This is a genomic window from Micromonospora sp. NPDC005172 (genome assembly GCF_040608555.1).
In the GTDB taxonomy this organism is placed as follows: Bacteria; Actinomycetota; Actinomycetes; order Mycobacteriales; family Micromonosporaceae; genus Micromonospora.
The window spans coordinates 187,420-201,878 of sequence record NZ_JBEXIL010000002.1 but is presented as its reverse complement, the minus strand read 5'-3'; the positions used below and the strand labels follow the sequence as shown (position 1 = coordinate 201,878).

Below are 14,459 nucleotides of genomic sequence, written 5' to 3'. Positions count from 1 at the left end.
GATGCACGATTTCACCACTCTGCTCATCGAAGTCGGTGCGCTGCTGCTGCTGCTCGGGCTCCTGAGCCGGCTCAGTCGACGCTTCGGCCTCTCTCCCATCCCCCTCTACCTGCTCGCCGGGCTCGCGTTCGGGCACGGTGGGCTGCTGCCGCTGGACGCCAGCGAGGAGTTCTTCGCGGTCGGCGCCGAGATCGGCGTGATCCTCCTGCTGGTGATGCTCGGCCTGGAGTACTCGGCCAACGAACTCGTCGGCAACCTGCGCTCGGCGGCGCCGGCCGGCCTGATCGACGGGGTGCTCAACGCGCTGCCCGGCGCGGGGTTCGCCCTGCTGCTCGGCTGGGACTGGGTGGCCGCCCTGGTGCTCGGCGGCATCACCTGGGTCTCCTCGTCCGGGGTGATCGCCAAGGTCCTCGCCGACCTGGGTCGGCTCGGTAACCGGGAAACGCCGGTGATCCTCTCGGTGCTCGTCATCGAAGACCTGGCGATGGCGCTCTACCTGCCCCTGGTCACCGCCGTACTGGCCGGCACCGGCCTGCTCGGCGGCGGGATCGCGCTCACCGTCGCGGTGGGCACGGTGCTGATCGTGCTGGTGGTCGCCATCCGGTACGGCCACCTGATCTCGTCCGCCCTGTCGGCGAAGGACCCGGAGGCGCTGCTGCTCGGCGTACTCGGCCTGACCTTGCTGATCGCGGGCATCGCGGCGTCGCTCCAGGTGTCGGCGGCGGTCGGCGCGTTCCTGGTCGGCATCGCGCTCTCCGGTCCGGTGGCCCACCACGCCACCGAGTTGCTGTCCCCACTGCGGGATCTGTTCGCGGCCGTGTTCTTCGTGTTCTTCGGCCTGACCACCAGCCCGCAGGACATCCCGCCGGTGCTGCTGCCGGCGCTCGCGCTGGCCGTGGTCACCATGGGCACGAAGACGCTCACCGGCTACCTGGCGGCCCGTCGGGTCGGCATCGCCGAACCCGGTCGCTGGCGGGCCGGTCTGGCGCTCGTACCCCGGGGTGAGTTCTCCATCGTCATCGCCGGGCTCGCCGTCGCCGCCGGCAGCGTCGAGCCGCGGTTGGCCGCGCTCGCCGCGACGTACGTCCTGATCACCGTGGTGACCGGCCCGATCCTGGCCCGGCTGCCCGACTTCCCGTGGTTCAAGCGGTGGTTGCGCACCCGCGCGCTGGCCCAGCGGCGGGAAGCTGTCCCGGTCCACGACTGACGCTCACCGCCGTTGTCCTGCTGATGGGAGGCAGGGCAACGGCGGTGGCCAGGACACCCGAACGGCCGTTCGGGCTGGCCGGCCGACGGATGCCGAATTGCGCCCTGCGGGTACTACCGCCGTAACCGACGGCGGGTTACCGTTTCGCCCCAGCAGCCACGGTCCGCAGGCAGCGTTGCCACCCGCGGGCGAGAGCGGAAGGTTGGCCGGTGAGCGTGCAGGAGTCGACGTTTCACGGCTTCGCGAACCCCGTCGATCCGACGCCGGCGGAGTTGCGAGCTTGGGCGTACCAACCGGATTCGGTGCCGTTGGCGTCCATGCCACCCGACTGGGACCTGCTGGTCTCCGGTGACCGGCTGGTGCTGACGCTCTTCGAGTTGGCGATGGACCCGACCTGCCCGGCCCGACGCTTCGCGTTGCACTGCCTCTACATCTACGCCGCCGACGGCATCCGGACGAACTTCCGGGCTCACCCCAAGCGCCGCTTCCGCAAGCTCGTCGAGCAGGCGGAGCGCGACGGCGACGAGCTGATGAAGATCTGGGCGCACAACGGCCGCGTGCTGCTGGCCCGGCCGGATCTCTTCGTCTACCGGGACTGGTGCGAAGGCGGCCTGGTCCGCGAGAACCGCCGCCTCGGCTGAACCACGCCGCGCGTCACCCCGCCCTCCCGTTGCGCCGATCTTGCACTTTCTGCGCCGACTTACTGCATGAACCGGAACATTTCACCGTGCGAAAGTGCAAGATCGGCGCGGAGGTAGACGCTCGGCGCGGGGCCACACAGCAGGGCGAACGGGCCGGGACCCCCCGTGGGTCCCGGCCCGCACGTCGGTCACCGGTTCAGTGCTCGCGGTCCGTCTCTGGTCGGGCCTGGTCGCTCTGGTCGGCGAACCGCCCTTCCTTGATCCGGTCGCGGAAGGTTCCCTCGGTGACCTTGTCGAACTTCTCGCGGACGGTGTCGGCCAAGCCTTCCAGCCGTTCCTCCGTCTGCTGAGCGACTTTCTTCGCCGGCTCCGCCATCGCTCCCCCTCGCCATGCCATGCCGGTAGGCCCGAATTAAGCCGTTTGGACCCCGTATCGACAGGTTAACGGAAGCGGCCCGGTCCGCGCCGGAAAATCGGAGCGCGGGCCGGGCCGAGGGCGGTACGTGGGTCAGCGGTCGGTCGTACGGCGGGGACGCCAGACCACCAGCGCGGTGGACGTGCGGTTGGTCGGCACCAGATCCCGACCCGGGAAGCGGGCCAGCGACTCCAACTCGGCCACCCGGCGGTACGCGGCGTCCAACTCCGCCTCCAACCGCGCGACCCGCTGCTGCGCCTGCTCCAGCAGCCGTTCCAGCCCGATGATCCGCTTGACACCGGCCAGGTTGATCCCGTCGTCCTGGCTGAGCCGCTGCACCTCGCGCAGCAGCACCACGTCCCGGACGCTGTAGCGACGACCACCGCCGGCCGCCCGGCCGGGCTGCACCAGCCCCAGCCGGTCGTACTGGCGCAGGGTCTGCGGGTGCATCCCCGCCATCCGCGCCGCCACCGAGATCATGAGCACCTTGGCCTCGTAGGCAGGGTCACCCGAACCGAGGAACTCGCCCGACATCCCGCTCACCTCCGCGTCCATCCCACCGGACTAACCGACCCGACGCACCCGTGCGTCGAGATGTTCCCGCGCCGCCGGAGGACTTTGCTCGGCGAACGCCTCAAGAGCGGCCCGCGCCTCGTCCGTCAGCCGGGCGGGCACCACCACGTCCAGGGTGACCAGCAGATCGCCGGCCTGCCCGTCGCGACGGACCACGCCCTTGCCCCGGGCCCGCAGCACCCGGCCGCTGGGCGTACCCGGCGGCACCCGCAGCGTCACCGCGCCGTCGAGCGTGGGCACCCGCAGGTCTGTGCCGAGCACGGCCTCCGCGAAGGTCACCGGCACGGTCAACGTCAGGTCGTCTCCGGTACGCCCGAACAACTCGTCCGGCCGGACCTTGACGTGCACGAACAGATCGCCGGTCGGGCCACCGCGCTCACCCGGCTCACCGCGCCCGGCCAACCGGATGCGTTGGCCGTCGGCCACCCCGGCCGGGAAGCGCACGTTCATCGTGCGGGTCTTGGTGACTCCGCCGCTGCCGTGGCACTCCGGGCACTTCTCCTCCACCACGGTTCCGACGCCCTGGCAGTTACCGCACGGCTCGGAGAAGCTGAACGACCCCTGGTTGCGGTTCGTCACACCGGCCCCGTGGCAGACCGGGCAGGTACGTGGCTGGGTGCCGGGTTTGGCGCCGTTGCCGTGACAGGTGTCGCAGACACCGGGAGCGCGCAACGTCAGTGGCAGGGTCACCCCGCGCACCGCGTCGCCGAAGTCCAGTGCCACCTCGGTCTCGACGTCCCGGCCACGGGCCGGACCGCGCGCCGCGGCCTGACCACCTGCCTGCCCGCCCGAGAAGATCGAGCTGAACAGGTCCTGGAAGCCGGCCCCACCGCCGAAACGACGGTCACCGCCACCGGCGCCACCGCCGAACAGGTCGGAGACGTCGAACGGCATCCCGCCCGGCTGACCGCCGGCCCGGGCGTTGCGCCGGAACGCACCCGAACCGAACAGCGAACGCATCTCGTCGTACTCCCGGCGACGGCCGGCGTCCGACAGCACGTTGTACGCCTCGGACACGGCCTTGAACCGCTCCTCGGCCTTCGGGTCGCCCGGATTGTGATCCGGGTGCGATTCCCGCGCCAGCTTGCGGTAGGTCTTCTTGATGTCATCCGCGGAGGCGGCCTTGTCCACGCCGAGCACGGCGTAGAAGTCCTTCTCGAGCCAGTCCTTCGAACTCACCGGTCCACCTCCTTCCGACCGTCGTGGCCCGGCCGCCCCGTCCACCCCTTGAGGGGGGACGGGACGGCCCGGTCACCGTCTCGCACTATTCCGGATCCGCGACCGCGACCAGCGCGGGGCGCAGCAGCCGCTCACCGAGCTGGTAGCCGCGCCGCATGACCTGCACGCAGGTCGGCTCGCTGACCTCGGCCGAGGTCTGGTGCGCGACCGCCTCGTGCCGGGTCGGGTCGAACGGGTCGCCCTGCTCGCCGAAGGCGGTCAGACCGAACTTGCCCAGCGCGGCGGTGAGCTGGTCCGCCACCGTTCCGAACGGTCCGACCAGGTCGCCGTGTTCCCGTGCCCGGTCCAGGTCGTCGAGGATCGGCAGCAGCGCGGCCAGCACCGAGCCGGTCGCCTGCTCCTGCACCAGGGCACGGTCGCGGTCGACCCGCTTGCGGTAGTTGGCGTACTCCGCCGACACCCGCTGCAGATCCCTGGTCCGCTCGTCGAGCTCCGACCGGAGGGCCGTCAGCTCGGCGCCGAGCGAGGTGCCCGGGCCACCGCCGTCCACCGGCTGCGCCGGGGCGTCCACCACCGGCGGACCGGAGGGCTCCGGACCATCGGTGGCGTTGACCTCGGCCTCGATCTCGTCGACCACGATCTCGGCGTCCTCGACCAGACCCTCGGCCGGTACGCCGGTCTCCGCGTCGGCGGCGGTGCCCTCCGGCTCCGTCGCGTCACTGAGCTTGCGGTTGTTGCGGATGACGACCCGCTCCTCGGCGCCGGTGGTCGACTCCGTGGGCGCGGAGCCACCCGGCGTCGACCCGGTGTCGCCCGGGTCGGCGGCTCGTGGCTTCTGCGTCATGGGGCTACCTCATCCCTGCCGTGGACACGTGTCGGAGGTGGGCAGTCACTTCTTGCCGTCCTCGTCCACGATCTCCGCGTCGACCACGTCGTCGGCCCCGCCGGCCTGCGCGCCACCCGGCGCACCGGTCGCACCGGTCGCACCCGGGCCGGCCTCGCCGCCGGGCTGATCCTGCTCGGCCTGCTGCGCGTAGAGCAGCGAGCCGGCCTGCTGGGACACCTGCGCCAGCTTCTCGTGCGCCGACTTGATCTTCTCGATGTCCTGGCCGCCCAGGGCACCCCGCAGCTCGCCGAGCGCCTCGTTGAGCTGCTCGCGGTTCTCGCTGGGCAGCTTGTCACCGCTCTCGGCGAGGAACTTCTCGGTCTGCCACTGGAGCGCCTCGGCCACGTTGCGGGTCTCGGCGTCGTCGCGGCGGCGCTTGTCCTCCTCCGCGTGCTCCTCGGCGTCGCGGCGCATGCGCTCGATGTCGTCCTTCGGCAGCGAGGAGCCGCCGGTGATCGTCATCTTCTGTTCCTTGCCGGTGCCCAGGTCCTTGGCGTGCACGTTGACGATGCCGTTGGCGTCGATGTCGAAGGCGACCTCGATCTGCGGCACGCCGCGCGGCGCCGGCGGGAGGCCGGTCAGCTCGAAGGTGCCGAGCTTCTTGTTGTAGGCCGCGATCTCCCGCTCACCCTGGAACACCTGGATCAGCACCGACGGCTGGTTGTCGTCCGCGGTGGTGAACACCTCGGAGCGCTTGGTCGGGATGGTGGTGTTGCGCTCGATGAGCTTGGTGAAGATGCCGCCCTTGGTCTCGATGCCCAGGCTCAGCGGCGTCACGTCGAGCAGCAGGACGTCCTTGACCTCGCCCTTGAGCACGCCGGCCTGCAGGGCCGCGCCGACGGCGACGACCTCGTCCGGGTTGACGCCCTTGTTGGGGTCGCGGCCGGTGAGCTGCTTGACCAGGTCGGTCACGGCGGGCATCCGGGTCGAACCACCGACCAGGATCACGTGCTCGACGTCGGAGATCTTGATGCCGGCGTCCTTCACGGCCTGCTCGAACGGGCCCTTGCAACGGTCCAGCAGGTCCTGCGTCATCCGCTGGAACTCGGCGCGGCTGAGCGTCACGTCGAGGTGCAGCGGGCCGGCGGAGCCGGCGGTGATGTACGGCAGGTTGATGTTGGTGGTGGTGGCGGCGGACAGCTCGATCTTGGCCTTCTCGGCGGCTTCACGGAGGCGCTGGAGAGCCATCTTGTCCTGACCGAGGTCGATGCCGTGCTCACCGCGGAACGTCTTGACCAGGTGGTCGATGATCCGCTGGTCCCAGTCGTCGCCGCCGAGGTGGTTGTCACCGCTCGTCGACTTGACCTCGATGACGCCCTCGGCCAGCTCCAGCAGCGACACGTCGAAGGTGCCGCCACCGAGGTCGAAGACCAGGACGGTCTGCTCCTTGGAGCCCTTGTCCAGCCCGTACGCCAGGGCGGCCGCGGTCGGCTCGTTGACGATCCGCAGCACGTTGAAGCCGGCGATCTCACCGGCCTCCTTGGTGGCCTGACGCTGGCTGTCGTTGAAGTAGGCCGGGACGGTGATCACCGCGTCGGTGATCTGCTCACCCAGGTACGCCTCGGCGTCCCGCTTGAGCTTCATCAGGGTCCGGGCCGAGATCTCCTGCGGGGTGTACTTCTTGCCGTCGATGTCGACGGACCAGTTCGTGCCGACCTCACGCTTGACCGAACGGATCGTCCGGTCCGGGTTGGTCACCGCCTGGCGCTTCGCGACCTCACCGACGAGCACCTCGCCGTTGCGGGCGAACGCGACGATCGACGGGGTCGTCCGCGAGCCCTCAGCGTTGGCGATGACGGTGGGCTCACCGCCCTCGAGAACGCTGACGCAGGAGTTCGTCGTGCCGAGGTCGATACCGACCGCACGTGCCATCTTCGCTTCCTCGCTTCGTAAGGTTGTGCAGGTGACGGGCACCGCCCGCGGCTGCTCGGCGGGCACCGCCCGCAGCGGGCCCCACCACAAGTTGAGTGAACTTGACTCAATAGTGCCACGCACTCGCCAATCGTCAAGTCGAGTTGAGCCGACCCGACGCAACCCAGACGTTATTACCGTCCGGTTGTCTTCCCTTGCATCGGTCGGGCACGCTTTAGCGGTGACGACGCACGGCGATTCCGCCACCCGTTCCGGCGCGCCCGCCGTCGCCGCCCGCACCGTCCCTCCGGACGCCGCGGAGGAGCCGTCCGTCACGACCGGGGACGACAGCCTCCCCGGCGCGCTGTCGGGCCTGAGGGCCGCGATCGGTGCCACCCGCTATCCGCTCGCGCTGCCCTCGGCCAGCTCCGCCCGGCACGCCGCCGGCGCCCTGACCGACCAGCTCGACGACTACCTGCTGCCCCGGCTGGCCCGGCTGGACGCCCCGCTGCTGGTGGTGGTCGGCGGCTCCACCGGCGCGGGCAAGTCGACCCTGGTCAACAGCCTGGTCAAGGCCCGCGTCAGCGCCGCCGGTGTGTTGCGGCCCACCACCCGGTCCCCGGTGCTGGTGTGCAACCCGGCCGACGCGGCCTGGTTCCGGCAGGGCGACCTGCTGCCCGGGTTGACGCGTACCACCGAGCCGAGCGACGACCCGCGCTCCCTGCACCTGGTGACCGCGCCGGCGCTGCCCCCGGGGCTGGCCTTCCTCGACGCACCGGACATCGACTCGGTGGTCGACGCCAACCGCGCACTCGCGAGCCAACTGCTCGCCGCCGCCGACCTGTGGCTCTTCGTCACCACCGCCGCCCGGTACGCCGACGCGGTGCCGTGGGAGCTGCTGCGCAGCGCGCGGAGCCGGGGGGCCGTGATCGCCATGGTGCTCGACCGGGTCCCCGCAGAGGCCAGCGACGAGATCGCCGCGCACCTCGCCGAGATGCTCGCCGCCCAGGATCTGGGCCGCGCGCCGCTGTTCGTCCTGCCCGAGACCTGGGTCGACGGTCAGGGACTGCTCCCCGAGGGGGTTACGGCTCCGCTGGCCGAATGGTTCGCCCGGCTGGCCGCCGACGCCGACGCCCGCGCCGCCGTGGTCCGCCAGACGCTCGACGGTGCGCTGGCCGCCCTGCACCCCGCCGTCGAGGAACTGGCCGACGCCGCCGACGAGCAGGTGACCGCCGCCGACGGGTTGGACGAACGGGTCCGGGCCGCGTACCGCGGAGCCGAGCGGACCGTCGAGCAGGGTCTGCGGGACGGGCGGCTGCTGCGCGGCGAGGTGCTGGCCCGCTGGCAGGAGTTCGTCGGCACCGGCGAGTTCTTCCGCACGCTGGAGGCCCGCATCGGGCGTCTCCGGGACCGGATGGTGGCAGCCGTCACCGGCCGTCCCGCGCCCTCCTCCGAACTGCGCAATGCCATCGAGTCGCAGCTCGTCACCCTGCTGCGGGGTGTGGCGTCCGAGGCCGCCGAATCCGCGTACACCGGGTGGAAGGCGCACCCGGCGGGCGCGGATCTGCTCGAACCGGGGCTCGCCTATCCGAGCGACGACCTGCCCGAGCGCGCCGAACGGATGGTCCGGGACTGGCAACGCGCCGTGCTGGAGCTGGTTCGGGTCGAGGGCGCCGACAAGAGGTTCGTCGCCCGTACCGCCGCGTACGCGGTGAACGCCACCGGGCTGGCCGTCATGATCGCCGTATTCGCCTCGACCGCGTTCATCCCCACCGGGCTGGAGGTGGCCACGGGGGCCGGCACGACCGTCGCCGCGCAAGCCGTACTCCAGGCGATCTTCGGCGACCAGGCGGTGCGTACCCTCGCTGCCAAGGCCCGGGTCGACCTCCTGGCGCGGGTGCGGACGCTGCTGGACGCGGAGGCCGACCGCTTCCTGGCCCGCACCGCCGACGCCCGGCCCGCCGAGGCGGCCGGCGAGGCGCTACGCCGGGCGGCCGGACGGGTCGAGCTGGCCCGGCACCGCAGCGGCCTGGCCACCGACACCCTGCCGGCCGGCGACGAGGAGGGTTCACGGTGAGCAACATCGCCGGCCGGGTACGCGAGGTCTTCCGCGGCGACCAGCGGATCGACCCCGACGCGCTGATCACCCGCCTGGACGCCGTACGCCGGCTCCTGACCGCCGTCGACGGCCTGCTGCCCGACGCCGAGCTGGTGCCCGCGCACACCCTGGTCGAGCGGGCCGGCACCCGGCTCGCGCTGTCCCGCGACCACACCGTCGTCGCCCTCGCCGGCGCGACCGGCAGCGGCAAGTCCAGCCTGTTCAACGCGCTGGCCCAACTGGAACTCTCGCCCGTCGGTGTCCGCCGACCGACCACCGGCGTGACGCACGCGTGCGTGTGGGGCCCGCTGGAGGACGCCAACCGCCTGCTCGACTGGATCGGGGTGCTGCCCCGGCACCGCTTCGTACGCGAGAGCGCGCTCGACGGCGACGACGAGACGCCCCTGCACGGGCTGATCCTGCTCGACCTGCCGGACTTCGACTCGGTACAGCGGTCCCACCGCCTCGAGGTCGACCGGCTGCTCGGCCTGGTCGACCAGGTGGTCTGGGTGGTCGACCCGCAGAAGTACGCCGACCGGGTCATCCACGACAGCTACCTGCGCGAGTTCCACCGGCACCGGGACGTCACCCTGGTCGTGCTCAACCAGGCCGACCGACTGCCGGCGGCCGAGCTGCCCCGCGTCCTGGACGACCTGCGCCGACTGCTCGACTCCGACGGGCTGACCGGCGTGCCGCTGCTCGCCACCACCGCCATCGACCCGGCCGGGATGGTCGGGCTGCGCACCGCGCTGGAACGTACGGTCGCCGAACGGCAGGCTGCCCTGCGTCGACTGGCCGGCGACGTCGACACGGTGGTCGCCGGGCTGGACGGGATGATCGGCTCGGCCCGGCCGGCGGGTGGTCCGGACGACGCGACCGTCGCCGCGCTGAAACGGGCGTTGGCCGACACCGCCGGTGTGCCGACGGTGAGCGAGGCGGTCGAGCGGGCGTACCGGCATCGGGCCGTAGCGGCCACCGGCTGGCCGGTGGTCCGGGGCTGGCGGCGTTTCCGGCCCGACCCGCTGCGCCGACTGCACCTGCCCGGTCCGGCCGGCGCGGACGCCGACCCGGCGGAGAGCCTGGTCGCGGCGACCTCGGTGCCCGACCCGACGGCCGCCCAGCGATCCGCGCTCGGCCTGGCGATCCGTGCGGTGGCCGACCGGGCCGCCGGCGGCCTGCCCGCCGCCTGGCCGACGGCCGTGACCTCGGCGGCCCGGTCCCGCCTCGACGACCTGCCGGACGCGTTGGACCGGGCGATCGCCGGCACCGACCTCGGCCTGGACCGCCAGCCAGCGTGGTGGCGCGTCGTCGGCGGTGTGCAGTGGCTGGTCACCCTGGCTGCCGTGGTCGGCCTGGGCTGGCTGGCGCTCGGCTACGCCCTGCGGGCGCTCGGCCTGCCGGCGCTGGACAACCCGATGGTCGGGCAGGTGCCGATGCCGACCGTGCTGCTGCTCGGTGGTCTGCTGGCCGGGCTGCTGGTGGCGGCGCTGACCCGGCCGGTGGTGCGCTGGGCGGCCCGCCGGGCGCGGGCCCGCGCCCGGCAGCGGCTGACGGTCCGCGTCGCCGAGGTCGGCGAGGAATACGTGCTCGCTCCGGTACGGGTCGTGCTCGCCTCGTACGCGCAGGCGCGCGACGCGCTCCGCGAGGCTGCCCGCCGCTGACGCCTCTGCGTACGCCCCGAGCGGCGTAGGGTCGAAGCATGGCCACGCCTCAGACCCCCTACGACGCGGTGCTGCACGCCGCACGCGACGTGACCAAGCTGGAGTCCGCCCTCGACGCCGAGATGCTCGGCAGCGCGCTGCTGGGCAGTGTCTACGCCATCGCGGAAACCGACCGCGACACCGCCGTGCGGGAGTTCGTCACCGGATTCCTCGCCGCCACCGCCCGCCGTCGGATCGCGGCGGCGACCACCATCCGGCAGGTCTTCGCCACGCTCGTCCCGAGCGCCGAGGGCGCCGATCGGGTACGCCCCGGCAGCCAGGCGCCCGCCTGGTCCGGTCAGCTCGGCCGGGTGCACCTCACCGGCAGTTGGGCGTACGGGGACGTGTACGGCGACCAGACCTCCTACCTCGCCACCTTCGCGTACGACGACGCGGCCGGGGGCTCGGAGCACGCACTGGTGGCCCTCATCGACCACAACATCGGGATCACCAAGGACATCTTCGTCGGCGGGCCCGCCGAGCGGATCCTGGACCAGGTCCGGCAGATGTGCGCCGACGACGAGCTGACCTGGTTCCGTACCGAGGACCCGGCCCGGCTGCGGGGCGAGGTGGCCCGTCACCTCTCCGTCACCGACGACCTGAGCGAGCTGCCCGGCGAGGGCTCACTCGCCACCGACCGCGCGCTGGTGGGCGCCCGGCTCGCGGTGCTGCCCATGGCCGCCGTGCCGACCGGCCCGGCCGAGGTCGAACCGCTCTCCGCCGCCGAGCGCACCGACCTGGTCCGGCGTTTCCTGGCGTCGCCGGAGGCCGCCCGGTTCGGGCTCGACAGCGTCGACGGTCCCGAGCTCGCGTCGCTGCACTTCTGCCTGAGCCTGTTGCTGGACCACGCCGCGTCCTTCCCCGACTCGGACCCGATGCGGTGGAGCCCGGCGGTGTCCGGCCTCTTCCTGCTCGACTGGGTGCACCGTCGTGCCGTGCTCGACATGGACGACGCGGCGATGCTGCCCCGGGTCCTGCGCGCCTGGGCCCGGTACGCGTCGCGCCAGCGAGGGCTTCCCGAGGCCGCCGCCGAGCGGACCGACGAGGCCATCGAGGAGATGGTCGCGGAATTCGCCCGGCTCTACTCGACCGGCGAGCGGCGCAGCCCGGCCACCGCGGCGGTCGCTCAACTGATGGCCGACGGCGTGGACCCGGACGACCCGGCCGCGCTGGACGCCTGGATCGAGGCGAACCGGCACCGCCTCGCCGACGACGGCGCCTGACGGCAACCGGGCGGGTGGCGCAGAGCCGCCCGCCCGGTCCGGTCCGGTGCTGTGAGCGATCCGGTGCTGTGAGCGGTCCGGTGCTGTGAGCGGTCCGGTCCGGTGCGGCGCGGTCCGGTGCGGCGCGGCCCTGTAAGCCGGGCGCAGCGGGGCGAGGTGGAGTCGCAGTCGGCGCGGTCCTTCACTCGGCACGGTCGGCGCGGTCGCCCAGCGCAGTCGGCGCGGTCGCCCAGCGCAGTCGGCGCGGTCGCCCAGCGCAGTCGGCGCGGTCGCCCAGCGCAGTCGGCGCGGTCGCTCAGCGCAGGAGGCCGAAGACGATCGCGGCGATCAACGCGCCGAGCACTCCGCCGGCGAGCACCTGAGGGATGGTGTGGTCCCGCAGACGTACGCGGGACCAGCCGACCACGCCCAACAGCGGCGCGGCGACCAGGAACCCACGCCCGAAGGTCAGCGCCAGGATGACCAGGGTGCCGGCGGACACCGCCGAGTGGATCGACATCTTCCACCAGTGGCTCACCGATACGGCGACCACCAGTCCGACCAGCCCCGCCACCGCCAGCGCCAGCAACGGCCGCGGCGCGCCGAGGACGAGGAGCAGCGCGAGGCCGGCGGCGACCGAGCCGAGACCGACCAGCAGGGGTACCCGCCGCTGCTCCCGACGACCGATGTGGTGGTCGGTGAGCCGTCCTCGACGAACCCCTCCGACGATGTAGGCGAACGGGATGCCGGTGACGAAGACCGTCGCGAGCAGGCCCCACACCAGGCCCCGGGCACTGCCCCGGGTGCTGTGCCAGCTCACCGTGACGATCAGCAGCGACACCAGCACGGCCGGGGCGGTCAGCTCGGTGACGAGTCGGGCCACCCGCAGCCCCGGTCCGGGGCGGGCAGCGACCGGGCGGGGTTCCGCACCGCCGCCCACGCCACCCCCTCTGGTACGCGCCCACCACCAACCAGCGCCGCCTCGGTGACACCTGCCCGTCACCGTACCGCCGGGAAGGCCCTCGAATGCACGGGTCCGGCCGCCGACCGACGGACCGTCACGCCATCCCAACGGTCGCCCCCCACGCCCCCCGCGCACCCACCCCCCTACGGTCGCTCGCGGTGATCAAGAAGTTTGCGTCACCGCGACCACGATTCTTGACGCAAACCTCTTGATCACCGAAGGCCCGTGGCTGCGCGGGGTTGGCGCCTGCCCGAGGGAACCCTGGCGTCGTCGGTTCCGGGCGGCGGCCTACACGATCGCGCCGATCTTGCGGTTTCTGTTGTCGTTATGGGCGGATCGAACCTTATATCTCGACAGAAAGTGCAAGATCGCGGCGGACTCGGGGCTCGGCGGGCTCGGGCGCGGGCGCGGCGGGCTCGGGCGCGGCGGGCTCGGGCGCGGCGGTGGGGCTGGGCGCGAGCGTTGATGGCGGCGCCGTTGTCGGCTCGGGTGGGGTGGGCGACGGGCGTGGGGTGGGCGACGGGCGTGGGGTGGGCAACGGGCGTGGGGTGGGCGACGGGGGAGGTGTGCTTGCCGGCGCGGAGAGGGTGCTGGTGGGGACTGCGGTGGCGGTCGAGGGGTCGGTCGTGGTGGGTGTCGACGGGTCAGTCGTGGTGGGTGTCGAGGGGTCGGTCGTGGTGGGTGCCGGATCGGTCGTGGTGGGTGTCGCCGGATCGGTTGGCGACGGGCTCGGTGTGGACGACGTCTCGGTCGGGTCCGGTGGGCCGGTCGGCGACGGCACCGGCGACGGGCTGGGCGGTGGCGCGGCGGGCGGCGTGCTCCGCGTGGGTCGGGGGGCTGGCGGCGCGGAAACGACCCGGCGGGTGGGCACCCGGTCGTCCACCCTCGGGCCGTACCACGAGTCGTCCGGGACACGCCGGGGCGCGGCGGGCAGCCAGTCGGCGGTCGCTGTCGGGCCGGCACTGGGTGTGTCGGGTGTCGGGAGCACAGGCGGCGGCTGACTGGTCACCGGCATCGGGATGACCACCGGCCCGACCGACGGGGTCGGGATGAACGGGGTGCTGGTGTCCGGCAACGCGGAGGTACCCGGGGTGGCCGAGCCGGCGCTGATCGCCGCCAGGACGGGCATCGACGCGGTGCCGGCCAGTAGCGCGACGGTGAGCAGGTAGCCCCGGGAGGGGCCGCCCGCACCCGGTGCCCGGTGCGCACCGATCACCCGGCGGTAGCCGCCCGGCGAGCGGTGGCGGCCGAGCGCGGGTGTGCCGGGGCCGTCACCTGACTCGTCCACCACACACCCCTTGTCGTCGGCCCCTGCGGTCACTGTCGGAGGTCGCACGGGGTGACGGCCGGGGGTCAATCCCGGCCAATCACCCGATCGGCACGATCCTGCGGTAATCAGCCTCGTCCAGTTACCGTCCGTCAGCCAACACCCACCGCGTGTCGACACGCGACACTGACCGAACGGTGACGAATCAGTACCGGAACTCCCGGTGGACGCGCTACGGCACGATGACGACAAACGCCAGCAAATCGTGGACGGTCGGAATGCGGGCCGGGCGTACTGTGGGCGCGCTCACCTGCTCTGCGAATATGGAACACGACGGCAACGCAGCCGCGACCTCCGCGCACCCCTGCGGCAGACGCGGCCCGGCGCCGGCGCTCCCGATCCGGGTTCGGCCAGAACCCGGCTCACGCCGCGCGGCAACCCCCACCCGGGCTAGGCGCGGCCGCCAGGAACCGGTC

The 14,459-nt window shown here is 72.7% G+C and carries 13 protein-coding genes; 7 read left to right on the top strand and 6 right to left on the bottom strand.

Annotated elements, in window-relative coordinates; translation table 11 throughout:
* Position 1 precedes the first annotated feature (1 nt).
* Entirely contained in the window at positions 2–1,207 is a 1,206-nt protein-coding gene (locus tag ABZV06_RS02235; RefSeq protein ID WP_355245479.1) for a cation:proton antiporter, read from the top strand.
* 209 nt (positions 1,208–1,416) lie between these two features.
* Positions 1,417–1,848 (top strand): hypothetical protein, encoded by a 432-nt coding sequence (locus tag ABZV06_RS02230; RefSeq protein WP_074315768.1) that lies wholly within the window; start codon positions 1,417–1,419, stop codon positions 1,846–1,848.
* Positions 1,849–2,044: 196 nt separating this feature from the next.
* On the opposite strand, the gene ABZV06_RS02225 is transcribed toward ABZV06_RS02230, so the two are convergent.
* The 5 genes from ABZV06_RS02225 to dnaK all read right to left on the bottom strand — a co-directional run bounded on the left by ABZV06_RS02225 (position 2,045) and on the right by dnaK (position 6,773).
* Positions 2,045–2,224 carry a hypothetical protein gene (locus tag ABZV06_RS02225; RefSeq protein WP_355245475.1) on the bottom strand — a complete coding sequence of 60 codons (180 nt, stop codon included), beginning with the start codon at positions 2,222–2,224 and terminating at the stop codon, positions 2,045–2,047.
* A 132-nt stretch (positions 2,225–2,356) separates the two neighbouring features.
* The gene (locus tag ABZV06_RS02220) at positions 2,357–2,797 is read right to left on the bottom strand and encodes a helix-turn-helix transcriptional regulator (protein ID WP_007454237.1); all 441 of its coding nucleotides are present in this window, start codon (positions 2,795–2,797) and stop codon (positions 2,357–2,359) included.
* 30 nt (positions 2,798–2,827) lie between these two features.
* A complete protein-coding gene (gene dnaJ, locus ABZV06_RS02215) occupies positions 2,828–4,015 on the bottom strand; it encodes a molecular chaperone DnaJ (RefSeq protein WP_355245472.1) in 1,188 nt (395 codons plus the stop codon).
* Positions 4,016–4,100: 85 nt separating this feature from the next.
* Complete coding sequence (gene grpE / locus ABZV06_RS02210) at positions 4,101–4,859, bottom strand: nucleotide exchange factor GrpE (RefSeq protein ID WP_355245469.1); 759 nt, start codon at positions 4,857–4,859, stop codon at positions 4,101–4,103.
* Between the two features lie 45 nt (positions 4,860–4,904).
* Entirely contained in the window at positions 4,905–6,773 is a 1,869-nt protein-coding gene (gene dnaK / locus ABZV06_RS02205) for a molecular chaperone DnaK (protein ID WP_355617850.1), read from the bottom strand.
* 220 nt (positions 6,774–6,993) lie between these two features.
* Here dnaK and ABZV06_RS02200 point away from each other — a divergent pair, with 220 nt between their 5' ends.
* The 3 genes from ABZV06_RS02200 to ABZV06_RS02190 are packed head-to-tail and all read left to right on the top strand — an operon-like array spanning position 6,994 to position 11,773.
* A complete protein-coding gene (locus ABZV06_RS02200) occupies positions 6,994–8,829 on the top strand; it encodes an ABC transporter (RefSeq protein ID WP_355617847.1) in 1,836 nt (611 codons plus the stop codon).
* Complete coding sequence (locus ABZV06_RS02195) at positions 8,826–10,511, top strand: GTPase (protein WP_355617844.1); 1,686 nt, start codon at positions 8,826–8,828, stop codon at positions 10,509–10,511. Before ABZV06_RS02200 ends, ABZV06_RS02195 begins: the two co-directional genes overlap by 4 nt.
* Positions 10,512–10,549: 38 nt before the next feature.
* Positions 10,550–11,773, top strand: coding sequence for a hypothetical protein (locus ABZV06_RS02190; protein ID WP_355617841.1), 1,224 nt, complete (start codon positions 10,550–10,552; stop codon positions 11,771–11,773).
* Between the two features lie 295 nt (positions 11,774–12,068).
* On the opposite strand, the gene ABZV06_RS02185 is transcribed toward ABZV06_RS02190, so the two are convergent.
* Positions 12,069–12,692, bottom strand: coding sequence for a phosphoesterase PA-phosphatase (locus ABZV06_RS02185; RefSeq protein ID WP_355617838.1), 624 nt, complete (start codon positions 12,690–12,692; stop codon positions 12,069–12,071).
* Between the two features lie 518 nt (positions 12,693–13,210).
* On the opposite strand from ABZV06_RS02185, the gene ABZV06_RS02180 reads away from it, so the two are divergent.
* Entirely contained in the window at positions 13,211–13,717 is a 507-nt protein-coding gene (locus ABZV06_RS02180; protein ID WP_355617835.1) for a hypothetical protein, read from the top strand.
* 18 nt (positions 13,718–13,735) lie between these two features.
* Positions 13,736–13,885 (top strand): hypothetical protein, encoded by a 150-nt coding sequence (locus ABZV06_RS02175; RefSeq protein ID WP_355245450.1) that lies wholly within the window; start codon positions 13,736–13,738, stop codon positions 13,883–13,885.
* Positions 13,886–14,459 lie beyond the last annotated feature (574 nt).